The organism is Actinomadura rugatobispora (assembly GCF_055379765.1).
On sequence record NZ_AP029191.1, the window covers coordinates 8,948,768 to 8,973,161 of the forward strand.

22 protein-coding genes are annotated in these 24,394 nt (G+C 69.8%); 12 read left to right on the forward strand and 10 right to left on the reverse strand.

Features of this window, described 5'->3' with window-relative positions; translation table 11 throughout:
* Positions 1–81 precede the first annotated feature (81 nt).
* Positions 82–987 (forward strand): TIGR03619 family F420-dependent LLM class oxidoreductase, encoded by a 906-nt coding sequence (locus ACZ466_RS40315; RefSeq protein WP_378287548.1) that lies wholly within the window; start codon positions 82–84, stop codon positions 985–987.
* Between the two features lie 114 nt (positions 988–1,101).
* Here ACZ466_RS40315 and ACZ466_RS40320 read toward each other — a convergent pair whose 3' ends face one another.
* Both ACZ466_RS40320 and ACZ466_RS40325 read right to left on the reverse strand, forming a co-directional pair.
* Positions 1,102–1,728, reverse strand: a complete 627-nt coding sequence (locus ACZ466_RS40320) for a TetR/AcrR family transcriptional regulator (protein ID WP_378287547.1) — start codon at positions 1,726–1,728, stop codon at positions 1,102–1,104.
* A gap of 231 nt (positions 1,729–1,959) precedes the next feature.
* On the reverse strand, positions 1,960–2,997 hold the full coding sequence (locus tag ACZ466_RS40325) for a zinc-dependent alcohol dehydrogenase (RefSeq protein WP_378287546.1): 1,038 nt from the start codon (positions 2,995–2,997) through the stop codon (positions 1,960–1,962).
* Between the two features lie 217 nt (positions 2,998–3,214).
* On the opposite strand from ACZ466_RS40325, the gene ACZ466_RS40330 reads away from it, so the two are divergent.
* Positions 3,215–3,967, forward strand: a complete 753-nt coding sequence (locus ACZ466_RS40330; protein ID WP_464041869.1) for an SDR family NAD(P)-dependent oxidoreductase — start codon at positions 3,215–3,217, stop codon at positions 3,965–3,967.
* Positions 3,968–4,035: 68 nt separating this feature from the next.
* Here ACZ466_RS40330 and ACZ466_RS40335 read toward each other — a convergent pair whose 3' ends face one another.
* The 3 genes from ACZ466_RS40335 to ACZ466_RS40345 are packed head-to-tail and all read right to left on the reverse strand — an operon-like array spanning position 4,036 to position 7,362.
* On the reverse strand, positions 4,036–5,463 hold the full coding sequence (locus tag ACZ466_RS40335) for an aromatic ring-hydroxylating oxygenase subunit alpha (protein ID WP_378287544.1): 1,428 nt from the start codon (positions 5,461–5,463) through the stop codon (positions 4,036–4,038).
* Complete coding sequence (locus ACZ466_RS40340; RefSeq protein WP_378287543.1) at positions 5,460–5,834, reverse strand: 2Fe-2S iron-sulfur cluster-binding protein; 375 nt, start codon at positions 5,832–5,834, stop codon at positions 5,460–5,462. Before ACZ466_RS40340 ends, ACZ466_RS40335 begins: the two co-directional genes overlap by 4 nt.
* Positions 5,827–7,362, reverse strand: coding sequence for an AMP-binding protein (locus ACZ466_RS40345; RefSeq protein WP_378287542.1), 1,536 nt, complete (start codon positions 7,360–7,362; stop codon positions 5,827–5,829). The genes ACZ466_RS40340 and ACZ466_RS40345 overlap by 8 nt, the downstream gene beginning before the upstream one ends.
* A gap of 365 nt (positions 7,363–7,727) precedes the next feature.
* Between ACZ466_RS40345 and ACZ466_RS40350 the strand changes: the two genes are divergently transcribed.
* The 5 genes from ACZ466_RS40350 to ACZ466_RS40370 all read left to right on the forward strand — a co-directional run bounded on the left by ACZ466_RS40350 (position 7,728) and on the right by ACZ466_RS40370 (position 12,208).
* Positions 7,728–8,582, forward strand: coding sequence for an ABC transporter ATP-binding protein (locus ACZ466_RS40350; RefSeq protein WP_378287541.1), 855 nt, complete (start codon positions 7,728–7,730; stop codon positions 8,580–8,582).
* The gene (locus ACZ466_RS40355) at positions 8,575–9,405 is read left to right on the forward strand and encodes an ABC transporter permease (protein ID WP_378287540.1); all 831 of its coding nucleotides are present in this window, start codon (positions 8,575–8,577) and stop codon (positions 9,403–9,405) included. The genes ACZ466_RS40350 and ACZ466_RS40355 overlap by 8 nt, the downstream gene beginning before the upstream one ends.
* Positions 9,406–9,438: 33 nt before the next feature.
* A complete protein-coding gene (locus tag ACZ466_RS40360) occupies positions 9,439–10,164 on the forward strand; it encodes an SDR family oxidoreductase (RefSeq protein ID WP_378287539.1) in 726 nt (241 codons plus the stop codon).
* 66 nt (positions 10,165–10,230) lie between these two features.
* Positions 10,231–11,241 (forward strand): ABC transporter substrate-binding protein, encoded by a 1,011-nt coding sequence (locus tag ACZ466_RS40365; protein ID WP_378287538.1) that lies wholly within the window; start codon positions 10,231–10,233, stop codon positions 11,239–11,241.
* An 82-nt stretch (positions 11,242–11,323) separates the two neighbouring features.
* A complete protein-coding gene (locus ACZ466_RS40370) occupies positions 11,324–12,208 on the forward strand; it encodes a sugar phosphate isomerase/epimerase family protein (protein ID WP_378287537.1) in 885 nt (294 codons plus the stop codon).
* A gap of 8 nt (positions 12,209–12,216) precedes the next feature.
* Here the strand turns inward: ACZ466_RS40370 and ACZ466_RS40375 are convergent, their stop codons facing one another.
* On the reverse strand, positions 12,217–12,696 hold the full coding sequence (locus ACZ466_RS40375) for a hypothetical protein (RefSeq protein ID WP_378287536.1): 480 nt from the start codon (positions 12,694–12,696) through the stop codon (positions 12,217–12,219).
* 219 nt (positions 12,697–12,915) lie between these two features.
* Positions 12,916–14,166, reverse strand: a complete 1,251-nt coding sequence (locus ACZ466_RS40380) for a cytochrome P450 (RefSeq protein ID WP_378287535.1) — start codon at positions 14,164–14,166, stop codon at positions 12,916–12,918.
* Between the two features lie 951 nt (positions 14,167–15,117).
* On the opposite strand from ACZ466_RS40380, the gene ACZ466_RS40385 reads away from it, so the two are divergent.
* From ACZ466_RS40385 to ACZ466_RS40395, 3 genes are all read left to right on the forward strand, one after another.
* Positions 15,118–16,671 (forward strand): MFS transporter, encoded by a 1,554-nt coding sequence (locus ACZ466_RS40385; RefSeq protein WP_378287533.1) that lies wholly within the window; start codon positions 15,118–15,120, stop codon positions 16,669–16,671.
* A gap of 545 nt (positions 16,672–17,216) precedes the next feature.
* Positions 17,217–17,771 carry a hypothetical protein gene (locus ACZ466_RS40390; protein ID WP_378287532.1) on the forward strand — a complete coding sequence of 185 codons (555 nt, stop codon included), beginning with the start codon at positions 17,217–17,219 and terminating at the stop codon, positions 17,769–17,771.
* A gap of 2 nt (positions 17,772–17,773) precedes the next feature.
* Positions 17,774–18,985: a DUF6745 domain-containing protein gene (locus ACZ466_RS40395; RefSeq protein WP_378287531.1), complete on the forward strand. Its 1,212-nt coding sequence runs from the start codon at positions 17,774–17,776 to the stop codon at positions 18,983–18,985.
* 284 nt (positions 18,986–19,269) lie between these two features.
* On the opposite strand, the gene ACZ466_RS40400 is transcribed toward ACZ466_RS40395, so the two are convergent.
* The gene (locus tag ACZ466_RS40400; RefSeq protein WP_378287530.1) at positions 19,270–20,166 is read right to left on the reverse strand and encodes an AraC family transcriptional regulator; all 897 of its coding nucleotides are present in this window, start codon (positions 20,164–20,166) and stop codon (positions 19,270–19,272) included.
* 115 nt (positions 20,167–20,281) lie between these two features.
* On the opposite strand from ACZ466_RS40400, the gene ACZ466_RS40405 reads away from it, so the two are divergent.
* Together ACZ466_RS40405 and ACZ466_RS40410 are read left to right on the forward strand one after the other, a co-directional pair.
* Positions 20,282–20,881 carry an NADPH-dependent FMN reductase gene (locus ACZ466_RS40405; protein ID WP_378287529.1) on the forward strand — a complete coding sequence of 200 codons (600 nt, stop codon included), beginning with the start codon at positions 20,282–20,284 and terminating at the stop codon, positions 20,879–20,881.
* A gap of 160 nt (positions 20,882–21,041) precedes the next feature.
* The gene (locus ACZ466_RS40410) at positions 21,042–22,028 is read left to right on the forward strand and encodes an aldo/keto reductase (RefSeq protein ID WP_378287528.1); all 987 of its coding nucleotides are present in this window, start codon (positions 21,042–21,044) and stop codon (positions 22,026–22,028) included.
* 580 nt (positions 22,029–22,608) lie between these two features.
* Here the strand turns inward: ACZ466_RS40410 and ACZ466_RS40415 are convergent.
* Both ACZ466_RS40415 and ACZ466_RS40420 read right to left on the reverse strand, forming a co-directional pair.
* Positions 22,609–23,457 carry an ABC transporter permease subunit gene (locus ACZ466_RS40415; RefSeq protein WP_378287526.1) on the reverse strand — a complete coding sequence of 283 codons (849 nt, stop codon included), beginning with the start codon at positions 23,455–23,457 and terminating at the stop codon, positions 22,609–22,611.
* A 28-nt stretch (positions 23,458–23,485) separates the two neighbouring features.
* Positions 23,486–24,388, reverse strand: a complete 903-nt coding sequence (locus ACZ466_RS40420; RefSeq protein WP_378287525.1) for an ABC transporter ATP-binding protein — start codon at positions 24,386–24,388, stop codon at positions 23,486–23,488.
* Positions 24,389–24,394 lie beyond the last annotated feature (6 nt).

Sequence of the window (24,394 nt, forward strand, 5' to 3'; positions counted from 1 at the left end):
CCGCAGCGTACCAGTAACAAGAGATTGACTAAAGAAACATGATGGCGCTAGTTTCTGAGCACGAGTCGAGGAGGGCGCGAAATGACGGGTGTCGGTTTCTCGGTTCCGCAGCTGGGTCCTCATCTGGGCCGCGAGGTGCTGCGGACGTTCGCCGAACGCGCCGAGGCCAGGGGCTTCACCAGCCTCTGGGTGCAGGACCACCTCTTCTTCGCGCTGGAGCCCACGGCGCCCTACGCGGGCCAGCCCGGACGGGCGGTGCCCGAGCAGTACCGGACGATGCTCTCCGCGACGGAGTCCCTGTCCGCGCTCGCCGCGTGGACCGAGCGGATCGCGATCGGGACCAGCATCCTCGTCGCCGGCTACCACCGCCCGGTCGATATCGCCAAGCGGCTGGCCACCATCGACGTGATCTCCGGGGGACGCCTGGTCGCCGGTTTCGGCATCGGCTGGTCGCGCGAGGAGCACGACCAGATGGGCGTCGACTTCCGGACCCGGGGCCGTCGCGCGGACGAGCTGATCGAGGCGGTCCTCGCCTGCTGGGGCGAGGACCCCGTGGAGTTCCACGGCGAGTTCTTCGACATCCCGCCCTCGATCGTCTCGCCGAAGCCGGTCCAGCGCCCCCGCCCGAAGCTTCTCTCGGGGATGTTCTCCGAAGCCGGCCGGCGCCGAACGGCGAAGCTGTTCGACATCTGGAACCCGACCTTCCCCCTCGACGTGATCGTGCGGCAGCACGAAGAGATCAACGCGCAGCGCGCGGAGGGCCGGGCCCCGGTCGAGCTCTACTGGCGGATCTTCATGGAGCCCCCGGGCGGAGCCACCGAGGCGCGGCCCCTGCTGGGCGTGGACGGAATCCCGGAGCAGGTCGCCAGGGCCCGGGACGCGGGCGTCGCCGAGGTCATCCTCGACCCCAACTTCTGGACCGGGATCGATTCGCCGGAGGCATGGACCGGGCTGCCCGACCGGGTGGCGGACGCCTTGGGAATGTGACCCTTCGCCCGGTGCGCCATATATGAAATGACTAAAGTAACGCGCTAACCGAAGACGCCGATGGCAGGGCTCCGCATCCCGGAGCTCCTGCCATCGGCAGTCAGCCGTCCTGCGTCACATCGTCCGGGTGTCCGGCGAGGATCCGGCCAGGCGCTCGCCGACCTCGATGAGCGCCTCCACGATCAGGTCCTTGCGCCGATAGCCGGCGATCCTGCCGCCCGCGGCCCAGGCCTGGGACAGGTCCATGGCCATCCGTACGTAGGCGCGGGCCGCCAGGTCCGCCACCGCGAGGTCCAGTCGCGACTGGCGCCCCTGATCGCTCATCCGCCGGCGGGACTGCTCGACGTGCCGGGCCACGAACTGGTCCCGGACCGCCCGGGCCGGCTCGGGACCGGTGGCCGCCCAGGCGTAGAGCAGTCGCGTCTCCGCGGCGTGCTCGCGGTGGTACTCCCACACCGCCTGCGCCGCCCCGCGGATGTCCAGGGCCTCTTCGCCTCCGGCGGCCAGGGTGGTCTTCGAGATGCGCGAGCTGATCTCCTCGAGCGCGGCGGTGAGGAGCTCGTCCTTCGTCGGGAAGTGGTAGTAGATCGACGCGGGGCTCATGCCCGACTCCGCGGCGACCGCGGCGACCGAGGCCTTCAGTCCCTGGTCCGCGAACACGCGGATCGCCGCCTCCACGACCTGCGCCCGCCGGGACGGCCGGTGGGCGCCGCGGGGTACCCCTTCCTCAGGTTTGGTCATCCTCGAGTCCGTTCTGTCGGCTCCGTGCGCACGCCCGGTCCGGTGGGGGGTTCGGCTTCGTCCAGAAGCCCGTGCCCGAAGAGCCGTGATTCAGGGCCAGTGTCGGTACAGATCCTAGCCGCGGCGCCCGACGTGCTGTTCCCGACGGTTCACGGTGCGTCAGGTCACCATGGAACCCGCCCTGTGCCAGGGCCTCCGGCCCTTCGCCGATCTGGAGGACGACCGGACGGCTCAGTGCGCTCCGGGGTCGAAGACCACCCGCGGTTCGTCGATCGTCCTGGCGTGCATCCCGGCCAGGGTCGACTCAAGACCGTCGAAGCCGATCCGCATGGTGACCATCCCGGCGGCGCGCAGCCGTCCGTCGGCCGCGAACCTGACCGTGGTGGCGGTGTCGGACCTGCTGTAGCCCATCGACGCGACCACCTCGAGCTCACGGATCAGCCATTCGCGCACGGGGATGGTCGACGGCTCCAGCGGGAAGCCCAGCAGTGCGAGCCGGCCGCCCCGCCGCAGGAATTCGGACCCGGTGTAGACCAGCGAAGCGATCCCGGTGCACTCGATGCTCACATCCGCACCCAGTCCTTCGGAGAGTTCGCTGACGCGGTCGGCGGCCTCGTCGGGACGCACCGCCTCGTCCGCTCCCAAGGCGACCGCCAGTTCGCGCCTGGGCGCGGAGGGTTCCACGACGACCACCCGGCCCGCGCCGGCGAGTCTCGCCCACTGGGCGGCGAACTGCCCGATCGCACCGCCGCCCTGGACGACGACCAGATCGTCCAGCCGGATCCCCGCCCGCCGCACGCCGCGGTGGGCGACCGCGGCGGGTTCGACGAGCTCGCGCGACTCCGCGGGCATCGACTCCGGCAGTGGCAGCACCCGGCTCGCGGTGACGGCGATGCGATCGGAGAAGCCGCCCCAGGGAGAGGCGGCCGAGTCCCGGCCGCGCGCCTGCTGGAGCGTGCTCGCGCACAGGTCGCCGAGGTTGCGCCGGCAGGGCGCGCACGTGCCGCACGACGTGCCGACGGTCACCGCGACGAGCCGCCCGGCGTCGAGATCGGTGACGTCGGCACCGACCTCGGAGACCCGGCCGACCCACTCGTGTCCGAAGATCGACGGTGGGACGTCATGTCCGCCGGCCGCGAAGTAGTGCGCGTCCGTGGCGCAGATGCTGCACGACACGATGTCGACGACGACGCCACCGCGGTCGGGCGCGGGATCCGCGACCTCCTCGATCCGGATGGCTCCTGCCGCACTGATGAAGGCTGCTCGCACCGCGACTCCTCGTTGTCGGCTCCGGGTGACCCCGGCATGAACGCGGGGCACGGAGAAATCTAGGTGAGCATCAAGTTATTGGGCCGCACAGGTCAACTGCCTAGGGCGAAAGGCGGTGCTGTACTGCGGTGGACTGGGCCCACCTCACCTTCCCTTCTTACTGATACTACACTAAAGTAACTGGGACAATTGATCGGCAACGAGCAGGAGGAAATCGGTGGATCTGGGGCTGAACGGTCGTTGTGCCCTCATCACGGGTGGGAGCCGGGGGATCGGGCTCGCGATCGCGCGGGCGCTCGTCGCCGAAGGCGCCGCGGTCTCCATCTGCGGTCGTGATCCGGACGCGCTCGCCCTGGCGGCGAAGTCGCTCGGTGACGTGCACACGCAGCAGGTGGACATGGCCGACTCCGCGTCGATCGACGCCTGGGTCGGGGCGGCCGCCGAGGCGCTCGGCGGCATCGACATCGTCGTGAGCAACGTCAGCGGTCTCGGTGGCGCCGGTGTCGACGCGTGGCGCCGGAACTTCGAGGTCGACGTGCTCGGTTACGTGCATCTGGTCCAAGCCGCCCTGCCCAGGCTCGAGGAGTCGGACGCGGCCTCGATCGTGGCCATCGGCACCACGGCCGCGGTGGAGACGTTCGGCGGGAACCCCGCGGGCCCGTACGGCGCGCTGAAGGCCGCCACGATCCACCACACCTCCGGCCTGGCCCAGACCCTGGCCCCGAAAGGCATCCGGGCCAACGTGGTCTCGCCCGGCCCGGTGTACTTCGAGGGCGGAAGCTGGGCGACGATCAAGGAACAGAACCCCGCGTTCTACGAGTCGATCCTGGGCCAGATCCCGCGCGGCTCGATGGGCGCCGCCGAGGAGATCGCCAACGTGGTCGCCTTCCTGGCCAGTCCCGCCGCCGGCTTCGTCACCGGGGTCAACGTCGTGGCCGACGGCGGCCTGACGAAGAAGGTCAAGTTCTGATCGCCCCACGGGGCGGCGCGCACCACGATCGATGACGTGGTGCGCGCCGCCCCGTGGCCGGCGCCCGCTCAGTCCTGACCGGCCCGGGCGCTTTCGGCCGCTTCGAGATGCTCGATCAGGTTCTTCTGGAAGTGGATGACGCGCATCTCCGAACCCCCGACCGTCAGGTGCTCGAGCGCCGAGTTGTGCAGTCCCCGCTGGACGTGGGGGAGGTTGGAGAAGTCCTGGTCCAGGACCTGGCCCATGCTGACCTCCTTGACGTTCACCGCGATGGTCGGCGCGACCTCGGCGCGCTCCTCGTGCTCGTTGTCCCACACCAGCGTGTAGACGTCGAAGACGCACAGGTTCGGGTCCGTCGGGTGCGGACGCGAGCGGAACGTCAGCGCACCGCCGGCGTGGGCGTTGAACTTGAGGTTCGGGAAGATGTGGTAGTCGTAGTCGTCCACCATCTGCGCGTCGCTGAGTTCGGAGTAGTCGTGCCCGAGCTCGGCCGCCCTGGCGCGGTTCTGCTTGATCAGGTACTCCCTGACCGACTCGTCGAGCCGCCACTCGCCGTCCTCGTCGAACAGCTGCGGAGGCAGGTCGACGGTCTGCTGCCGGGGCATCCCCGCGGCGTCCTCGCCCTTGCCCTGCTTGCTGTGCCGGAAGCCCGAGGCCGACCGGGAGTAGTAGGACTCGTAGATCTCGGCCGGGTCGACGTGCTCGAGCCGCATGCTCGGGACGCCGTAGGGGACGATCATCATCGCGTGCCTGCCGTACTCGCTGAAGGCGGTGTTGACGTCGTCGAGGAACGTCATGAGCTGCGGGTGGGTCGCCCCGACGTGGTAGGCCTCGAGGAACGCCTCGAGGGCCACCTTCCAGTTGCAGTCGAGGACGATCTCGGCGTGCATCGAGGCCCGGAACCGGTCGAGGTGGTACTTGTCCACCTCGGTGGCGAGGGGTTCGAGGAACTCGCGCAGGCTGCCCGCCTCGGCCGGGACGGGGTGGATGAAGACGAAGCCGCCCCACTGGTCACAGGCGACCTCGTGCAGGGCGTAGTCGTCGTCCTTGATCTCCGGGAAGAGCTGGCGGTCGGGGATGTCCTTGAGCCTGCCGTCAAGGGTCCAGGCCCACGCGTGGTAGCCGCAGCGCAGCTCCTTCGCCGAACCGCAGGACGGCTTGAGCAGGTTGCCGCGGTGCGGGCAGACGTTGTGGAAGGCGCGCAGCCTGCCGTCTTGCCCGTGCACCACCAGGTAGCTCTGCCGGCCGATGCTGTACTCGTGGAAGTCGCCCGGCTCGGCGACCTGCTCGGCCCGGCACGCCATCTGCCAGGTGCCGGACCACAACGAGTCGAACTCACGCTGGAGGAACTCCGGCGAGGTGTACCGCTTCGGGTCGATGTGGGAGTAGGCGGGCTCGGGGCGGTGCAGCTCCCCGAATCCGGCCTCCTCCGGGTACGACAGCTTGTGCTTCTCCACGTTGGCATGGATCCGGCCGAGGTCTTCCGTGATGCTCATCGGGTCGCTTTCTCCTCGCGTTTACGAACACTGCGGCGACGCACCACCACGTCGCCATGTACCTCTGCGCAACAACCAAGCCGTTCCAGGGGGCGCGGGATCCCGCGCCACCTGATCGCGTCCAGGGCCTCCTCCTCACGGCGTTCCATGGCGGAGAGGTTCTCCCGGCCCTCGACGATCTCGAAGAAGCAGCGGGTGCACTCCGCGTTGGCACGGCAGGTCGTCGGCCAGATGACGCCCTGCTCCTCGGCGGCCTCCAGCACCGTCTGGCCGTCGCGCGCACGGAACTCGACCCCGGACGGCAGCACGTGGATCGTCCAGCGGGCGGCGCCGGCCTTCGCCGCCTGCGCGGGCACCGGTGCCTCAGGCATGAGGAACGGCACCCGGTGCCCCCGCACTCGACGCGAGATACGCCTGGCGCAGCCGCTTCTTCTGCACCTTGCCCATCGGGTCCCGTCCGACGCTGTCGACGAACGCGTACGAACGCGGGCACTTGTACGAGGCGAGGAACCCGCGGCAGTACGCGTCGAGGGCCCGCTCGTCCAGTGCCCGCCCGGCGACCGGGACGACCAGGGCCAGTAGGCTCTCGCCCATGTCCTCGTCGGGGACGCCGATGACCGCGGCGTCCTCGACCTGCGGGTGGTCACGGAGGACGCGCTCGGCTTCGGCGGGATAGACGTTGACCCCGCCCGAGAGGACCATGTCGACCGCACGGTCGGTGACGAAGACATAGCCGTCGCCGTCGACGTGCCCGACGTCGCCGAGGCAGAAGAGCCCCGGCTCGAGATGGGCCGCCGCGGTCTTCTCCGGGTCGCCGAGGTATTCGATCCCGTGCCCCGTCCGGTCGCGGAAATAGAGACGGCCCGTACGGTGCGCGGGCAGCGGCCGGTCGTCGTCGCCGACCACGACCACGTCGAAGCGGGGCAGCGGACGACCCACCGAGCCCGGCTTGCGCAGCCACTCCTCGGAGCCGATCATGCACACGGTCCCGGACTCCGAACCGCCGTAGGCCTCGCTGACCACCGGTCCGAACCAGTCGATGAAGGCGCGCTTCACCTCCTGCGGGCACGGGGCGCCGGTGAGCACGAGGTGCGCCACGCTGCCGACGTCGTACCGGCGGCGGAGGTCCTCGGGCAGGGCGAGCATCCGGCTCAGGTGGGTCGGCACCATCACCGTCGAGGCGATCCGGTGCCGCTCGATGGCGGCCAGGGCGGCCTCGGCCGTGAACTTCGGCAGGATCACGACTGGCCGTCCCATGAGCAGGCTGCGCAGTCCCATCAACGGTCCGTTGTGGTGCAGCGGCCCGGCCACCAGATGGGGGCCGTCGGGGACCGCGGCCATGCCGGCGCGCACGGAATCGAGGTGCCGGCCGACGTCCGGCTCCGGCCGTGCGGCCCAGCGCGAGTGGGTGCCCTTAGGGAAGCCGCTGGTTCCGGAGGTGTAGAGGACGAGCGGCTCGACCGGTGCGTGCGGGTCCCAGTCGGGCGCGCCGGACTCGACGAGCTCCTGCCAGGCCGTGGCGCCGGAGACGTCGGAGACGACCGTCCGGCAGCCGGCGCGCTCGGCCACGGGAAAGAGGTCGGCATACCGGCTCGCGGGGACCACGCACACCGTCGATCCCGAGTCCCGGAGGATGTACTCCACCTCCTGCGGACGCAGGCGCGCGTTCACCGCCACCGAGGAGACACCTGCCAGGGCCGCCGCGAGATGCGCCACCAGGGTGCGGACCTCGTTGGCGCCGATGACCGCCGCCCGGCCACCGGCCGCGGCGTCGCGGAGGGCGTTGCCGGCGCGCACGGCCTGGTCCAGGAGCCGGCCCCACGTCAGGCCGGAGACACCGTCGGTCAGCGCGAGGTCGGTGTCCTCAGCCGTGATGCCAGCGATCTCGATTCGTGTCACCAGGGCGTTCCTTACCACAGGAGGACTACACTTACCGGCCGAGAGGTTACTAGTGTCATTGTCTAGTATCAAGAGCCCTCCGCCCAGGGCCCGCCCGCGATGATCCTGATGGCATCGATCGAGGTTGCCGCCTCGCTCCAGGCGGGTTTCGGGTTCCTCTCGGCCGCTCCCGGACGGCCTCTCCGTGCCGGGAGTTGAGGCTGTTCATCCCGACCTATTGACGTACGTCACACTGTAACTTCACACTGATGCAACATACTCGCCCGGCATCGTCCCAGATGAGCCCCGGGCGAGCTGAGAAGTGCATGACGACCGCCCTGGATCCCCGTCGGGAACACACGCAACGTTTGGAGGTGGGCACCCGAATGACGACATCCGTGACCGGTGAGGTCGCGCCCAAGGCGCGCACTGAGGCGCGTGAGTCCGTGCTGGCGGCCCGCAATGTCAGCCTCACCTATGGGGGGCTCGGTGGTGGGCGAACGGTCGAGGCGCTGCGCGAGGTGAACATCGAGGTGCCGAAGGGCCAGTTCGTGGCACTCGTCGGAGCATCCGGTTGCGGGAAGACCAGCCTGCTGAACATGTTCGCCGGCCTGGTCGAGCCGACCGAGGGCGAGGTCGTCATCGACGAGCAGCCCGTGCGCGGCCCGAGCAACAAGACCAGCTACATGTTCGCGCGGGACGGCCTGCTGCCCTGGCGCCGCGTCCACAAGAACGTCGAGCTCGGTCTCGAGGCGCGCACGAGCCTGTCACGGGCCGAGCGGCTCGCGAGCTCGCGGAAGATGCTCGAGCTGGTGGGCCTGGCCGACTTCGAGAAGGTCTACCCGCGCCAGCTGTCGCACGGCATGCGCCAGCGCGCCGCGATCGCCCGCACCCTGGTCACCGACCCCGACATCCTCCTGATGGACGAGCCCTTCGGCGCGCTCGACGCCCAGACCAAGCTCCGCCTGCAGGCGGAGTTCCTCGACCTCCTGGAGCAGGAGGGATCCGACCGCGTCTCCAAGACCGTGCTGTTCGTGACCCACGACCTGAACGAGGCCATCCTCCTGGCGGACCGCGTGGTGGTCATGCTGCCCAGGCCCGGGCGGATCGCGTCCGACCAGCCGGTCGACCTGCCGCGGCCGCGTTCAGGGAACCTCAAGGAGATCATCTTCAGCCCGGAGTTCCAGCGGCTGCACCGGGATCTCTTCGACCTCCTGCAGGAAGGGGAAGGCCATGAGTGACCTTCTCACCAGGACCGCCGAGGCGACTCCGAAGGAGAAGCCGTCCCGGCGGCAGCGGCGCAAGCCGAAGAAGACCGGAACGATCCAGGTCTGGCTGGGCCGGGCCGCACTGGTCGTCATCGTGCTGGGCGGCTGGGAACTCCTGGTCGGCACGGGAAGCCTCGACGCGCAGTTCGTCGGGCAGCCTTCGGGCGTGTGGGACTCGCTGACCCGGATGCTCGCATCGGGCGAGCTGGTCGCTCCCACACTCGACACCCTCTGGGCCACGCTCCTGGCGCTCCTGATCGCGGTGCCGTCCGGAATCCTCGCGGGTCTCGTGCTCGCCGAGGTCCCCTTCCTCGACAAGGTGATCTCGCCCTTCCTGATCCCGGTGAACAGCCTCCCCCGGATCGCGTTCGCACCGCTGTTCCTGCTCTGGTTCGGCCTGACGATCTGGTCGAAGGTCTTCCTCGCGGTCTCCATCGTCTTCTTCATGATGCTCTTCAACACCCGGGCCGGGGTCAAAGGAGTCCAGCCCGACCAGCTGGCGGTGGTGAAGACCCTCGGTCTCAAGCGCCACGAGGTGATGTGGAAGGTGGCCCTGCCGTCGGCGGTCCCCTCCATCGCGGCCGGGGTCCGGCTCTCGGTGACCTACAGCCTCCTCGGAGTGGTGGCCAGCGAGATGGTCTCCGCCAAGCAGGGGCTCGGGCTGTCGGTCGTGTCCTTCAGCAACTCCTTCGATATCAACAGCATGCTGGCGGTACTGGTCGTGATGGCGGTCATCGCCACCGTGTTCGGCCTCATCGCGGAGAAGGGCGAGCAGTGGCTGCTCCGCTGGGAGTGAACCGGCCGGAACGTTCCACCGTGCGGAGCGGCCATGGACCTGGGCCTGCGTGACCGGCGTGCGCTGGTCCCCGCGGCGACCACCGGGCTCGGCTTCGCCACCGCACGGCGACTGGTCGCGGAGGGGGCCCGGGTGCACATCTGCGGCTCGGACCCCGATCGCCTCGACGCCGCACTGAAACGGCTCGGGCCCCGATGCACCGGATCGGTCGCGGACCTCTCCTCGGAAGGCTCGGGAACCGGGCTGGCCGAGGACGCCGGGTCCGCGATGGGCGGGATCGACATACTGGTCGCCAACGCGCCCGGACCACGCGGTGCCCACGCGGTGGACCTGACCAAGGACGCGGTCGACGAGGCCATGCGGCTCAACTTCATGAGCGCGGTCGAACTGTGCACGGCCACGGTGCCCGCCATGCGGGCGCGCGGCTGGGGCAGGGTCGTCGCGATCACCTCGCTCGGGGCCCGCGAACCGCTGGTGGGCCTGGCGAGCAGCAGTGCCGCCCGGGCCGCCCTCTCGGTGTACCTCAAATCCCTCAACGACGAGGTTCGTGACGACGGCATCACCGTCAACTCGATCCAGCCGGGTCCGCACTCGACCGCCCGCTACCTGGCCTTCGCGGCCGACCGCGACGGGCCCGGCCGCCGGATCGGCTCGCCGGACCACTTCGGCGCGCTGGTGGCCTTCCTGTGCTCGCGCCAGGCCGACTACCTGTCGGGGGCCGGGCTGCCGGTGGCGGGCGGCTACCAGAACACCCTGTGAAGACATGGGCCAGTGAACGGCCCTGGTCGAGCTGGAACTCGACCGCGCAACGACGAGGAGACCCGGATGAACAAGATGACCTGCGCGCTGGTCAGCGTCGCGTGCGCGCTCAGCCTGGCCGCGTGCGGAGCCGGAGGCGACTCCAAGGCCGGCACGATCAACGTCGCGACCAGCCTGACCGCCTCCGACTCCCCGTTCATCCTCGGGTCCGAGGCGGGGGTCTGGAAGAAGCGCGGCCTCGAGGCCGAGAACGTCCCCATGCAGGGTGCGGCTCCGGCCTTGGCGGGTCTCGCCAACGGCTCCATCCAGACCGTCCAGCAGGGCCCGGTGGTGATGGCGCAGGCCAATCAGAAGGGAGCCGACCTCCGCTACTTCTGCGGTGTCGGCCCCGTGATCTGGAACGGCCTCATCGTGGACTCGGACGGCCCGCTGGCCGGGATGGCCGGTCTGCCCTACAAGCAGAAGATCGCCGCGTTGAAGGGGAAGTCGATCGGTGTCTCAGCACTGAAGTCGACCACCGAGCTGCTCGGCGGCATGATGCTCGAAGCCGGCGGCCTCAAGGCCTCCGACGTCAGCTACGTCGCGATCGGCTACGGCAAGGGCGCCCTCTCCGCGCTCGACCAGGGCCGGGTGGACGCCGTGGTGACCTACCCCTTCCTCACCCAGCAGGGCGAGGACCGCGTCAAGCTGTTCGTCGACGTCCCCAACGAAAAGGACGCCCCCTCGGACATGTACAACACGATGAGTTCGGGCTGGATGGCGAACAAGGACTGGCTCGACAAGAACCCCGACAAGGCCCAGAAGTTCTGCGCGGCATTCGGCGACGCACTCGACTACGTCACCGCGGAGCAGAACCGGGACACCGTGGCGGCCGGGCTCCAGAAGTCCTTCGGGGTCCCGAGCCTGGATCTCGCCAAGCAGGTCGTCTCCAAGGACGGTCCGATGCGCCTGCTGTCCACCAAGCTGGACTGCGGTGCCCTCCAGCGCGCCATCGAGCTGGCGGAGAAGCAGGGGCAGATCAAGTCCGAACCGAAGATGACCTGCGACAACATGATCTGGAAAGCGCCGGCGAGCTGACCCGGTCGACGGCCCGGAGGGGGTGTGCGCGTCCACCCCCTCCGGGCGCCGGTGAACGCCGAGGCGAGTACGAGGAGGCCGGATGACCGTTGAACGCATCGACCGGAACCCGGTGAGCTGGATCCTCTGGGCCGGCACCGCTGACTTCTTCGGAGACCTGGAGACGCGCGTCGAAGTCGCGGCCGACGGTCCGTACGAATGGGTGTCCCTGAGCGCGTTGGATCTCGCCACCGAGTCGGAGCGCGGACTCTCGCCCGCACAAGTGGGCGACCGCATCCGCACGGCCGGACTCAGGATCATCTTCGATCCTCTGATGGGATGGCACCCGACGCTCGTGCCGCCCGTATCGCCCTTCGCGGCGATCGGCCTGGAGGATTCGCTGCGCGGGGCCGCGGAGGTGGGAGCCGAGCTCGTGAGCGTGGTGCCGAATCCCCACAGCGCCCTGGACCAGACGGGCATGGCGGCCGCGTTCCGGGACGTCGGCGACAGGGTCGCCGCATTCGGAGCCGAGGCCCAACTCGAGTTCATGCCCTGGTCGTCGGTACCGGACCTCCGAACCGGATGGGACATCGTCGAGCAGGCAGACCGTGCCAACGGCGGCCTTCTGATCGACGCATGGCACTTCTTCCGCTCGGACCCTGACTTCGAGCTCCTGGCATCGATCGACGGCGATCGCGTCCTCTCCGTGCAACTCGATGACGGAGCGCTCCTCGACACGCCGGGCACCCGGAACGAGAGCATGGACCGCGCACTGCCGGCCGAGGGGGAGTTCGACCTGGACCGTTTCCTGCGAACGCTCGACCCGATCGGCGCTCTTCGACGGATCGGCGCCGAGGTGATCACGCCGGTCCACCGGGCGATGCCCGTCGCGGAGGCGGCGGCGAGGAGCCATCGCAGCGTCCTGGCAGCTATGGCCTCGGCAGGCCTGACGACCGGCTCGCAACGTCACCCGCTGGATTCGCGCTGAGCCGGACATCAGCCGCAGTACCTCCACTCGGTGGTGGTGGTGCCGTAGATTCCTCCGCCGTAGATCGCCGCGATGGACCCCGTCCACCTGATGCACGTGCCGGCGGCGTAGCCGCTGGCCGCCGCATAGTGGGCGTAGTTCCCCTCGTCCTTGATGGTCTTCATGCCCTGGCGTTCCAAGACGGCCTCTGTATAACTGGCGACGCCGTCCGCCCGGCCGACCCTCAAGGTGACGACACAGTTCTCCCGATAGGTGCCGTTCCACAACACATAGACCTCGCCCAAGGGCATGTCGTTCCGGTCATCCCAGAGATCCACCCTGGTGAGCACCCTGTAGTCGCCGTTCGGCCAACCGCACCCCCGCTCCGAAACGACGGCTTCGCCCAGGGTGTGGGCCGAAGCGGGCGAGGCCACGAACGTGATCGAGGCGAGCACAAGGCCAAAGGCCAAACCGATACGCACGAATATGCGCCGGTACGTCCGAGACATTACAGGCCCTCTCAACCGCTTGTATGACGCAGATCGCCGCATGGGCGGAAATCGAATTCCCGGCAGTTTGGCTTCAGTATGCTGCGGCACGCGCATGCCGTCCTTGACGGAGCGTGCACAGTTCCTTGACACCTGATCTCCAACGGCACGCCGCACATCCCGTGAGCATCTGCCGACTGATCGACGTCCCGCACAGTCCCGTCCCTACTTCCGGCGGATTCAGCCTCGCAGGGAGTAGCGGATGGGCAGCCGCTTCAGGCCGCCGACGAACGTGGTGGCGGTGTTCTCCGGCGTACCGGCCAGCTCGATCGACTCCAGCCGGGGCAGCAGTTCCTCGAAGAAGACGCGGATCTCGATCCGGGCGAGCGCGGCGCCCAGGCAGTAGTGCGTGCCGGACCCGAACGCCAGGTGTCGGTTGGGATCGCGGCCCACGTCGAAGCGGAACGGGTCGTCGAAGACCTCCTCGTCCCGGTTCGCCGACGGGTACGACAGCAGCACCGACTCGCCCTCGCGGATCGTCACCTGGCCCAGCTTGTAGTCCTGGTTCGCCGTCCGCATGAACTCCTTGACCGGGGTCACCCAGCGGATCATCTCCTCCACCGCCAGGGGCATCAGCGCGGGGTCGTCGTGCAGCCGGGCGAGCTGGCCGGGGTGCTCGATCAGTGCGTGCAACCCGCCGGAGATGGTCGCGCTGGTGGTGTCGTGCCCGGCGGTCGCGATGATCACGTAGTAGGAGGCGGCGTCGAAGTCGTTCAGCGGCTTCCCGTCCACCTTGGCGTTGGCGATCGCGGAGGCCAGGTCGTCGGTCGGGTTGGCGCGGCGGGCGGCGGTGAGCTCCTGGAAGTACCCGAGGAACTCCATCAGGACCTCGAACTTCTCCTCGGGGGTCTCGCCCCGGCGCATGTCCTTGTCGTCACCGCCGAACAGCTCCTGGGTCAGCTTGAGCAGCCGCTCGAAGTCGGACTCGGGCAGGCCGAGCAGCGACAGGATCACATACAGCGGGTAGTGCACCGACACCTGCCGGACGAAGTCGCAGGTGTCGCCGAGGATGGCCATCCGGTCCACGTACCGGCGGGCCAGCTCCTTGATCCGCGGCTCAAGGTCGCGCATCGCCCTGGGCCGGAACCAGTCCGCCCCGACCGCCCGGATCACCCGGTGGTCCGGGTCGTCCATGTGGATCAGCGTGCGCAGCCCGAGGCCCTGCTCGGCCTGCCGTTCGATCTCGTCCTCGACGGCCGAGGGGAGCAACTGCGGGCGCGGCGCGTTCAGGAAGATCTGATGGTTGCGCTCGATCTCCAGCACGTCAGCATGCCTGGTGATCGCCCAGAACGGGTGGTAGCCGTCGGGCTCGACCCAGTGCACCGGGGCCTCGCGGCGCAGCAGCGCCAGCGCCGCGTGCAGCCGCGCGTCATCGGCGTACGCGCTCGGATCGGCGAGCGCGCGGCCCGCTTCCTCCACGGTCAGGCTCATCCTCGGCTCCTTCAACGCCGGCCGCCCGCAACGGGAACCTGGAACCCGATCCAGGGGGCGACCCATCGATCGCATATCCGCCGAAGATCACTCAATCACGAGGGTTTTCCGAATATCATTCGGTACCCCGATGCGAGATTCGGTGTTCAAACCGTCGCCGAGGTCCTTGAAGCGCTCCAGCTCCGTGGCCTGGGCCGTCGATCAGCTTTACGACTGGCAGAAGTCGCAGATCGAACGGCCTGTGTTCCTTGCGGCCGGAGTCCCATCAGCGGGGACCAGCCGGTGCCGGGACTGTCGCGGGCGTGCGCCGCTGACTTCTTCGGTGACGCGGCAGTTCGCCACCAGCCTCACGTGCCGGGCCGCAAAGAAGTGCGGCAACCCGGGAGCCGCCGATGACCGCCCGCACCAGGGGGTGGCTGGACCTCGATCGACGGCGATGAGCACCGACCTCCGAGCGCTGGTCGGCCGGGGTGAGTTTGCATGGTCGAGAATTGGCGTGCCAGCATCGCGGGAGCGCTGCCGTCCGGCTCCTGGAGGGTGATCTTGACGATCGTGGTTCGCGGTATGGTCCAGGCTTCCGCTTCGCCTGCGTGGCCCGCCCTGAACTGACCGTCGTTCCCGTTCATCGTCAAGCGCGTCCACAGTGACGTGCGCGAGCCTTCGCGCCGGAGCGGCTTTCGGTGTCCACAGGTGATCCGACCTGTTTCCTGCCTGGTTGATTCTGCCTGCATGGGGCCGCTGCGCTTGGTGCCCTGAACCGTCGTCTCACCGCACTTCGACGGGATTACCGTCGTGGGTCGAGGTGCTCGAGGTGAGGTTCCCTTTCCGTGCCGTGACCGCCGTACCGCCTGCGCTGTAGCGGGCGGTGTTCTCGGCGAACGGGCGGCGCGGACCGTCGGCGATTCGCGTCGGGTCGTGCGGGCTGATCACCCTTCTTGTGAAGGAGATCGAATGTCCGCGTCCATGCTGCCGCATGACGCATCCCCGGCCCGGCTGCGTGCATGGCTGGGCTTGGCCGTGCTGGCCCTGCCCACCTTGCTGCTGGCGGTGGATCTGACGGTGCTGCACCTGGCGGTGCCACAACTGAGCGCCGACCTGCGGCCCAGCGGCGTCCAACTGCTGTGGATCGTCGACATCTACGGCTTCATGATCGCCGGGTTCCTGGTCACGATGGGCGCGCTCGGCGACCGGCTGGGTCGTCGCCGGCTCCTGATGCTCGGCGCGGCCGGCTTCGGGGCCGCCTCGCTCCTGGCCGCCTACTCCGCCAGCGCGGAAGCGCTGATCGCCGCTCGCGGGCTGATGGGGATGGCTGGGGCGACGCTGATGCCGTCGACCCTGGCGCTGATCAGTGACATGTTCCGGGTGCCGCGCCAGCGCGGGCTGGCCATCGGTGTGTGGGCGGCGGTGTTCTCGGTGGGCGTCGCCGCCGGGCCGGTGCTCGGGGGAGTCCTGCTGGAGCACCTGTGGTGGGGGTCGGTGTTCGTAGCCGGCGTGCCGGTGCTGGCGCTGCTGCTGGTGACCGCGCCGATGCTGCTGCCGGAGGTCCGCCACCCGCGACCCGGGCGCATCGACCTGCTCAGCGTCGTGCTGACGCCGGCCACGACGCTGCCGGTCATCTACGGCGTCAAAGAACTGTCAGTGCGGGGTCCGGCGCTCGTCCCGCTGGCCTTCATCGCGGTCGGCGCCGCCGTGTGCGTGCTGTTCGTGCGCCGGCAGCGGCGACTGGCCGAGCCGCTGCTGGATCTGCGGCTGTTCACCGACCGCACCCTCGGCAGCTCCCTGGTGATGCTGCTGGTCAGCGCGGCCACCGTCGGCGGAATCTACCTGTTCGTCGCTCAGTACCTGCAACTGGTGCGGCAGATGTCGCCGCTGGAGGCAGGGCTCTGGCTGCTGCCATCGGCCGGCGCGCTGCTGATCGCCTCCACGCTGGCGCCCCTGGCCGCCCGGCGGGTGCGTCCCGGCTACGTGGTGGGGGCCGCCCTGGTGGTGTCGGCGGCCGGATTCGTGCTGCTCACCCAGGTCGACGCCCGATCCGGGACGCTGCTGACGGTGCTCGGCTTCACCCTCGCCTACGCCGGCGGCAGCCCCGCCACCGCGCTGGGCACCGACATGGTGGTCGGCTCGGCGCCGCCGAGCAAGGCGGGCGCGGCCTCGGCGCTGAGCGAGACCGGGACCGAACTCGGCGTGGCCATGGGGGTGGCCGCCCTGGGCAGTGTCGGCACCGCCGTCTACCGCGACGGTCTTCCCAAAGCCGCACCGGGTGAGACCCTCACCGAAACGACCGCCCTCGCCCAGCAGCTACCGCCCGAGCCGGCGGCGCGGCTGCTGGAGACGGCCCGCGACGCCTTCACCACCGGGATGAACACCGCGGCGCTCTGCTGTGCCGTGCTGCTGACCGCGCTCGCCGTTGCGGCCGTGGCACTGCTACGGCACCTGCCGCCCACCTCGAACGCCGACCCGCAACAGGAACCGGCAACATCTGAACGCAGGAAACCACAGGGCTGACCCAGCCGATCACGTCCCGAGCGGCGGGACGGACGCGAGCCACCCGCCCCGCCGCCTTTCCACCACCTGCGCATCCCACCGGGCAAACGAGTGACCGAATGACGTCAAAGGCACATCGGGCCTGGTCATGGTGGAACGCGGTCGTGTACCTGGTTCGGCGGCGAACGCCCGGAGGGCAGATGCCGACGATCAAAACCCCGGGATGCTGTTCGCGGCGCGGGCGCTGCAAGGGACGTTCGCCGCCCTGCTCGTACCCGCCACCTTCACCCAGACCCGTGAACACGGCCGGGGCGTTTGGAATGTGCGCCGACTGGCGCTGGAGCCTGTACAGCAACATGCCCATCGCAGTGATGGCGGCGCTGGGCGGCACGCTGCTGGGGCCGTGCGGGTGGAATAGCGGAGCTTTCAATAAGACTGATGGACATTCGCGAACCCAGGTCGGGCGGGGGTGTGCTGGCGGCTTTGAATGCGGTCCCGAAAAATACGTTTCCCCTGTGGGGCCGACGGCGCTAGCTTTTGGGCAAGTCACTTCGAGGGAGGCCGTGGTGAAACTCCTCAGCAGCGTGCGGTCGGATGGCATCGACCTGGCTCATCTGGCCGCCGAACTCGACATCCCGACGATCGCCGGGTTGCAGCACCAGGGGGATGTGTCCGTGATCCCCGCCGCGATGGCGGTGGACGACCACCAGCGTCCGATGACCCCGGTCCCGGCGGCCGGTGTCGCGGTGGTCCGTGGGGAGGCGGGCGGCCACACGCACCTGTTGCTGGCCTCCGGTGACGTCCGGTACGACTTCCGCGACGGCGGCGCGGCGGACGACCTCACCCTGGGGTCGCTGGAGGTCGGCGAGGGCGCGACCGCCTGGCTGGACCACCCCGAGCACGGCGACACCGGAATCGCCCCCGGCCGGTACGTGCTGCGCCGCAAGCGCGAACTGGCGCCGCGTGTCCTCGATCCTGGGGCTCGTCGCAAGCGCGACCAGGCCCGCAAGCAGGCTCGTAAGCAGGAGGCAATGGCGCAGGCGGCCCGTGACCAGGCGGCGCGCGAGCGGGCGGCACGGGAGCAGGCAATGAGCGCGACCGTCCGCTTTGTTGCGGACTGACGATGACGGACCTGCGTCCCGCACACGGTCACGGTCGGCCACCGACGGCGCCGACCGCAGAGCAGCAGGCGTTGTCGGCGTCGGTGCGCGAGGAGTGGACGGGGCACGGGCTGGCCGTGGGGCCGGTGGACCGGGCGGCGGCCGAGGCGGGCGTCCAGGACGTCTACCTCGGCGCCGGCCGGCAGCCACCCGAGCACGTGATCTGGCTGGGCTCCCCGATGGCGGGCAGCATCGGTGCCGACATCCGCGCGGGCCGGCTTCCGCTGGTCACCAGGCGGGCGTGGCAGACGCTGCCGGAACCGACTGGCGAGGCCGTCGTCGAACAGGTGCCGCAGGACCCTCCGGAGACCGACCTGATCATGCTGGAGCCGCTGCCGCCTGACCTGGACGACCTGGAGCGGGACCCGCGGTGGGGCGGGTTGCCGGGCCGGCTCGGCCGCGAGGTGACCGCCGCGGTCGAGACCGGGCTCGGCAAGGCTGTCGGCGCGGCCGTCGACCAGGTGGCCGCGACCTGGCAGGACGCGCAGCAGCTTCCCGAGGTGGCGGCGCTGCCCCGGCTGGGCGCGGTCCGCCCGCCGATGCTGGGGCAGCTGGCCCGTCTCGATTTCCTGGCACGCTGCGGTGTCTGGGAACCGGACCGCCACAGCCGTGGCCTGCTCCGGGTGGGACGCGAGGTCGGGGAGTGGTGGCCGATGCGCAACAGCGTGATCCTCACCGAACGTCCCATCGAACTGCACCATGACGCCGAAGGCCGGCTCCACCATCCGAGCGGCCCGGCGGTGCGGTACCCCGACGGCTGGTGCCTGTGGGCGTGGCACGGCGTCACCATGCCGCGCGAGATCGTCGAAGAGGACGTCCCGATCCGCCGCGCGGTGTCGCTGCGCAACTCCGAACAGCGGCGCTGCGCCGTGGAGATGCTGGCCGGGCGGGCCGGCTGGGGTCAGGTGGTCGGCCAGGCGGGATGGCCGCGGGTCGGTCGGGAGGCACCGGACCCGGGCAACCCTGGGCAGGTCCTCAGTCTCTGGTGCGTCGAGGAACTGTACGACGACCACCTGCACCTGCTGCTGATGACCAACGGGACGGTGGAACGGGACGGCACCCGGCGGGAGTTCGGCGAGCTGGTGCCCGGCTGGATCCGGGACCCGGTGCAGGCCGCCGCCTGGCAGATCGGTCTTACTCCCGGGCAGTACCGGGAGAGCGTCCGGCGGACCTGAGCAGCCCGGGCATCGCCCCGCGACCAGGCGGTGACCACGACGCGTTCTGGCAAGCGATCGCCGCGATGCTCACCCCCAAGGGCAAGCCATACCTGTGCACGCGGATCGACCCGGACTACCTGCCCGCACGTTCGCACCACCCGAGCGCGGGCGTCGTGCGTCCCGGCCGCAACGATGCCGAGCAGCACTGCACAGCCCGCCCGACAACGTGTTGAGCACCGTCCGCGACAGGTCGAGTCGCCGCCGCCCGGCTATGCACGAGAACAGGGGTTCAGGCGGTGGGGTCATGCCCTCGCGGTCTGACGGAAGCGTCCGGGCGGGACGCCGTACTCACGTTTGAACGCGTTGGCGAGGGCGTACTGGGAGGAGTAACCCACCTGGAAGGCGACCTGTTCGAGCGAGGCGTCGGTCTCGCGGAGCATGCTCGCCGCGGTCGTCAGCCGCCACCAGGTCAGGTAGGTCAGGGGCGGCTGGCGGACCGCGGCGCTGAAACGGCGGGCGAACGCCGCCCGGGACAGGCCCGCCTCCTCAGCGAGCGACTGGACGGTCCATCCATGCGAGGGGTCCCTGTGGATGGCGTGCAGCGCCGAGCTGATCGATCGATCGGCCAGTGCCGCCGCCCAGCCCGCGCCGCCGGGCTCGTGCGGCTGGTCTTCGAACCAGGCACGCAGGACGTGCAGCAGGAGCATGTCGAGCAGGAGCGGGACGAGCGCCGCGCTTCCAGGGCGGGGCGCTTCGAGTTCCCGGCCGAGCGCGCCGAGTGTGGAGCGCAGGTCGTCGTGGCGTCCGAGCCGCGCGGGCAGGTGGAGGACGGCGGGAACGTCCTGCAGCAGCGGGTGGGTGCGGTTCGGGTCGAGCCGGTAGCCGCCGCACAGGGTCACCACGTCGCCTCCTCCGGCCGGGGGCGGCGGTGGGTGGACGGCCTCGACCAGCGGTGTGGCCGGGTTGTCGGCCAGGCCGTGGCCGTCTCCGCGCGGGGCGAAGATCACGTCGCTCGGTCCGACCGCGATCGGCTCCCGGCCGTCGACCAGAAGCCAGCAGGACCCGCGGAGCAGCACGGTGAACCCCGCGGTGCCGGGGCTCGGCGGAAACCGCATGCCCCATGGCGAGCGTAGTTCGGCCCGCGCGAAACCGGGGCGCCCGATGCGCATGCTCGCGATGACATCGCTCAACACGTCCACGGAAGAGAGTCTAGGGAGCAAGACGTTCGATGATTAATTCGAGACGTGCATGCATTGGTCATCTCGATCCGGGGTCATAGCGTCGTCCGCGAGTGAACGGCGCGAAGGAGACCCGATGACCATCAAGATAGCGATCATCGTCGGCAGCACCCGACCCGGCGACGACGGGAACGGCGGGGGCATCCCCCGCAAGGGCGGCGATGTCGGCCGCTGGGTGTACGAGGCGGCGGCCAAGCGCGGCGACGCGCAATTCGAGCTCGTCGACCTCGCCGAGATCGATCTGCCGATGTTCGACGAACCGTTCACCCCGATGATGGCCCGGTACACCAGGCCGCACACCAAGACCTGGTCGCAGGTCGTCGCCCGGTTCGACGGCTACGTCTTCGTCACACCGGAGTACAACAACGCGCCCCCGGCCGCACTGAAGAACGCGATCGACTACCTGTACGCCGAGTGGACCAACAAGGCGGCCGGGTTCGTCGGGTACGGCGCCTTCGGCGGGGCGCGGGCCGTCGAGCAGCTCCGGTCGATGATGGGCGAACTCCAGATCGCCGACGTGTCGGCGCAGGTCGGGCTCGGGTTGCACACCGACTTCGAGGACTTCCAGTACCTGCGCCCCGCGCCGCACCAGGAAGACGCCCTCACCGACATGCTCGACCAACTGATCGCCTGGGCACGGGCGCTCGCGCCGCTGCGGGCCCACAACCGGACCTAGGCGCCCGTCGCCGCGGCCCACACGACCGCCGGCCGGTATCTCGTTCGATCCCGGCGAAAAGTCGCCATCGACATCGGCCGGAAGCACGGGACCACCGATCTCGCGGAACTGATCGGAACGGTCACCGCCTGGCGGCCACACCTTCATCGACGGAGCTGACATGGAATACCGACTGCTCGGCAACAGCGGCCTGCGCGTCTCCGAACTCTTCCTCGGCACGATGGCCTACGGATACCCCGACGGCGGTCTGACCGAAGCCGACGCCCGGAGGGTCCTCGACCGCTACGCCGACGCCGGTGGCAACGTCATAGACACGGCGAACTTCTACGGCGACGGCAACAGCGAACGCGTCGTCGGAGAGTTACTCGCCGGACGCCGGGAACGCTTCGTCCTCGCCACCAAGTACACCGTCACCCGGGACGCGACCGACCCGAACGCCGCCGGCAACCACCGCAAGAACCTCGTGCCCTCACTGGAGGAGAGCCTGCGCCGCCTCCGCACGGACTACATCGACGTGTACTGGGTGCACATATGGGACCGGCACACACCTCTCGCCGAGACCATGCGTGCCCTCGACGACGCGGTGCGCGCCGGCAAGGTCCGCTACATCGGCATCTCCGACGCCCCCGCCTGGATCGTCGCGCAGGCCAACACCCTCGCCGACTGGCGCGGCTGGACGCCCTTCGCCGGCCTGCAGGCCCCCTACAGCCTGCTGCGACGGGACATCGAACGCGAACTACTGCCCATGGCCGAGGCGTTCGGCCTCACCGTGGCCGCATGGGGACCACTCGGGCACGGCGCTCTCGCGCGCCCACCCGTTCCAGCCGGTGCGGCCAGTCCGGACGATCCGGAATCCCCTGTGACGGTGGTCGTACGTGAGGTCGCGGGCGAACTCGGAGCGAGCCCGGCTCAGGTCGCGCTGGCCTGGACCAGGACACGGTCCCGAGCCGTGCACCCCCTCACCGGGCCGCGCACGGTCGAGGAACTCGACGACACTCTGTCCGCACTCGACCTCACCCTCCCCGCCGACGCGATCGAGCGACTCGAAACCGCTACCGGATTCGCCCCCGGATTCCCCACCGACTTCATCACCGAGGTCGAACCGTCAGTGTTCGGCGACATGTCCGGTCGCGTACTCGCTCGCTAAGGAGGTGAAATGTCCTGGTCGGACGCCGACGACCCCCCAGCCCACTACCACGGCAGTGCACGCTTCCGTCCCGCTGGCACATCGGCCGATCTGGTCACACCGTCCGAGGGCCGGACCGACTACCCAAGACATCGACCGGTGGCGACTTCGGCCTCTATGAGCACCGACGCCCACCGAGTCGTTCTACGTACCGCCAGGCAGCCTGCACTCCTTCGGGAACCCGTCCGGCCGTCCGGTCGAATTCCTGATCCTGTTCGCCCCGGCGCCGCCTCGAAGGAGACGAGGGACGGACCGCGTTCTTCATCCACCACGACAGCTACTACACCGACATGATCAAGAGCCCGGGCGCCCGACCATGGCCCGCCCCGGCACGGCCCACGACCCCGCAGCCGCCGATGTCCTGGGTGGACGCCGCCGTTGGCGATGGTGACGGCGCGACCTCCAGCACGCCAAGACCGCCTTGCTTGTTTTGGGCACGTCTTCCTCGTCCCGCCCGCTGCGACGCCATGCTGGCGCCAGCGGGAACGGACGCCCCGGCGCGTTGTCGGCCTGGGCTCGGCATGGGCGTGCCGGGCCAGGTTCAGCGGGCGAGATCGCGGCGGTTCAGCCGGAGGCTGCCGGCGGCGATCAGGACGGCCGCGGCGGCGGACAGGATGGTGGCGTCGCCGAGTTGCAGGCCGTGCTTGAGCGGTTCGCCGCCGATGTAGTAGTGGTACGGGGTCAGGTGGCGTAGCCAGTCGGCGCCGATCTGCGGGGCGAAGCCGTGCAGGGCGTAGGTGGCGACGCCGAGGCCGGCGGCGGTGCCGAAGACGGTGGCGCGGCTTTTGCCGGTGGCGGCGCCGAGGCCGGTGGCGAGCGCGCCGAAGAGGGTCGCCAGCAATGCCAGGTTGATGGCCTGGGCGGTGAAGCCGCCGACGCTGACGGTGCCGAGTTCGGCGGTGTCGCGGATGGCGAGCATGGCGGCCCAGACGACGGCGGCGATGGCGATTGCGCCGGTGGTCAGGGCGGCGAAGCGGTGCAGGAGCAGCCGGGTGCGTCCGACGGGGTGGGCCAGGAGGAGGTCCAGGTAGCCCGATTCCTCGTCGGCGGAGATCATCCGGGCTCCGGTGGCGGCGCCGTAGAAGGTGGCCATGAGCGGTACCAGCAGGCCGAAGACGGCACCTTGGAGGTAGCCGGCCGCGGAGGGGGCGTCGTCGAAGCCGAAGCCGCGCATGGCTTCGGGGACCGAGGCCATGGAATCGGCCGAGATCTGCGGGTAGAAGCCGCCGTACATCATCGCCAGCAGGCCGGTGGCCAGGGCCCAGACGGTGAGGACGTGCCTGTTGTCGTGCAGGGTCTTCCCGAAGATCGAGGAGTTCAGGAAGCGGCCGGGGCCTGCGGTTCCCGGGACGCCGGAGCCGGTGGCCGGGGTGGTCGCGGTGGTGGTCATGGTGCCGCCGTTTCGTCGTGGTGCCGGGTCAGGCGGTGCTCGGCGCGCCGCTGTAGTAGGTGTGGAAGAGCTCTTCCAGGTCCGGTGTGTCGGCGTGCAGGCCGGTGACGGTGTGCCGGGCGGCGGCCTTGATCAGCGGGTCCGGGGGGCCGTCGACGCGGCAGGTCAGGGTGCGGTCCTCGATGGCCAGGCCGGTGACTCCGGGCAGGTCGGTGAAGTCCTCCTCCGGTACGGGGGCGTCGAAGGTGACGCGGACCTGGAGGAACGAGCGGGCGCGCAGGTCGGCGACGGTGTCCAGGGCGACCAGCCGGCCCTCGCGGATGATGGCGACGCGGTCGGCGGCGGCTTCGACCTCGCTCATGATGTGGCTGGACATGAACACCGTCTGCCCGGCCCGCCGGGCCTCTCCGACCATGTCGAGGAAGGTCTGCTGGACGAGGGGGTCGAGGCCGGAGGTGGGCTCGTCCAGGATGAGCAGTTCGGGGTGGTGCATGAACGCCTGGATCAGCCCGACCTTCTGCCGGTTGCCCTTGGACAGGCTCTTGATGCGTGCCGACAGGTCCAGGTCCAGTCGCTGTGCCAGTTCGAGGATGCGGGCCGGTGGCACGCCGCCGCGCAGGTTGCCCAGGAAGGTGAGGCATTCGCCGGTCTTCTGGCGGCCGTCGACGACGAAGTCGCCGGCCAGGTAGCCGATGCGGCGGTGCAGTTCGACCGCGTCGGCGCGGGGGTCCAGGCCCAGGACGCGGGCGGTGCCGGAGGTGGGGCGGATCAGGTCCAGGAGCATCCGGATGGTGGTGGACTTGCCTGCGCCGTTGGGACCGAGGTAGCCGAACACCTCGCCCGCGCGGACCTGGAGCGTCAGGTCGGTGAGGCCGCGGCGGGTGCCGTAGGTCTTGGTGAGCCCGGTGAGCTCGATCGCGGTGTCGCTCATACCCGG

Coding starts and splice junctions, on each gene's coding strand:
- ACZ466_RS40315 (WP_378287548.1), top strand. CDS start 82: ATGACGGGTGTCGGTTTCTCGGTTCCGCAGCTGGGTCCTCATCTGGGC.
- ACZ466_RS40320 (WP_378287547.1), bottom strand. CDS start 1,728: ATGACCAAACCTGAGGAAGGGGTACCCCGCGGCGCCCACCGGCCGTCC.
- ACZ466_RS40335 (WP_378287544.1), bottom strand. CDS start 5,463: ATGAGCATCACGGAAGACCTCGGCCGGATCCATGCCAACGTGGAGAAG.
- ACZ466_RS40340 (WP_378287543.1), bottom strand. CDS start 5,834: ATGCCTGAGGCACCGGTGCCCGCGCAGGCGGCGAAGGCCGGCGCCGCC.
- ACZ466_RS40350 (WP_378287541.1), top strand. CDS start 7,728: ATGACGACATCCGTGACCGGTGAGGTCGCGCCCAAGGCGCGCACTGAG.
- ACZ466_RS40355 (WP_378287540.1), top strand. CDS start 8,575: ATGAGTGACCTTCTCACCAGGACCGCCGAGGCGACTCCGAAGGAGAAG.
- ACZ466_RS40360 (WP_378287539.1), top strand. CDS start 9,439: ATGGACCTGGGCCTGCGTGACCGGCGTGCGCTGGTCCCCGCGGCGACC.
- ACZ466_RS40365 (WP_378287538.1), top strand. CDS start 10,231: ATGAACAAGATGACCTGCGCGCTGGTCAGCGTCGCGTGCGCGCTCAGC.
- ACZ466_RS40370 (WP_378287537.1), top strand. CDS start 11,324: ATGACCGTTGAACGCATCGACCGGAACCCGGTGAGCTGGATCCTCTGG.
- ACZ466_RS40375 (WP_378287536.1), bottom strand. CDS start 12,696: ATGTCTCGGACGTACCGGCGCATATTCGTGCGTATCGGTTTGGCCTTT.
- ACZ466_RS40380 (WP_378287535.1), bottom strand. CDS start 14,166: ATGAGCCTGACCGTGGAGGAAGCGGGCCGCGCGCTCGCCGATCCGAGC.
- ACZ466_RS40385 (WP_378287533.1), top strand. CDS start 15,118: ATGTCCGCGTCCATGCTGCCGCATGACGCATCCCCGGCCCGGCTGCGT.
- ACZ466_RS40395 (WP_378287531.1), top strand. CDS start 17,774: ATGACGGACCTGCGTCCCGCACACGGTCACGGTCGGCCACCGACGGCG.
- ACZ466_RS40405 (WP_378287529.1), top strand. CDS start 20,282: ATGACCATCAAGATAGCGATCATCGTCGGCAGCACCCGACCCGGCGAC.
- ACZ466_RS40410 (WP_378287528.1), top strand. CDS start 21,042: ATGGAATACCGACTGCTCGGCAACAGCGGCCTGCGCGTCTCCGAACTC.
- ACZ466_RS40415 (WP_378287526.1), bottom strand. CDS start 23,457: ATGACCACCACCGCGACCACCCCGGCCACCGGCTCCGGCGTCCCGGGA.
- ACZ466_RS40420 (WP_378287525.1), bottom strand. CDS start 24,388: ATGAGCGACACCGCGATCGAGCTCACCGGGCTCACCAAGACCTACGGC.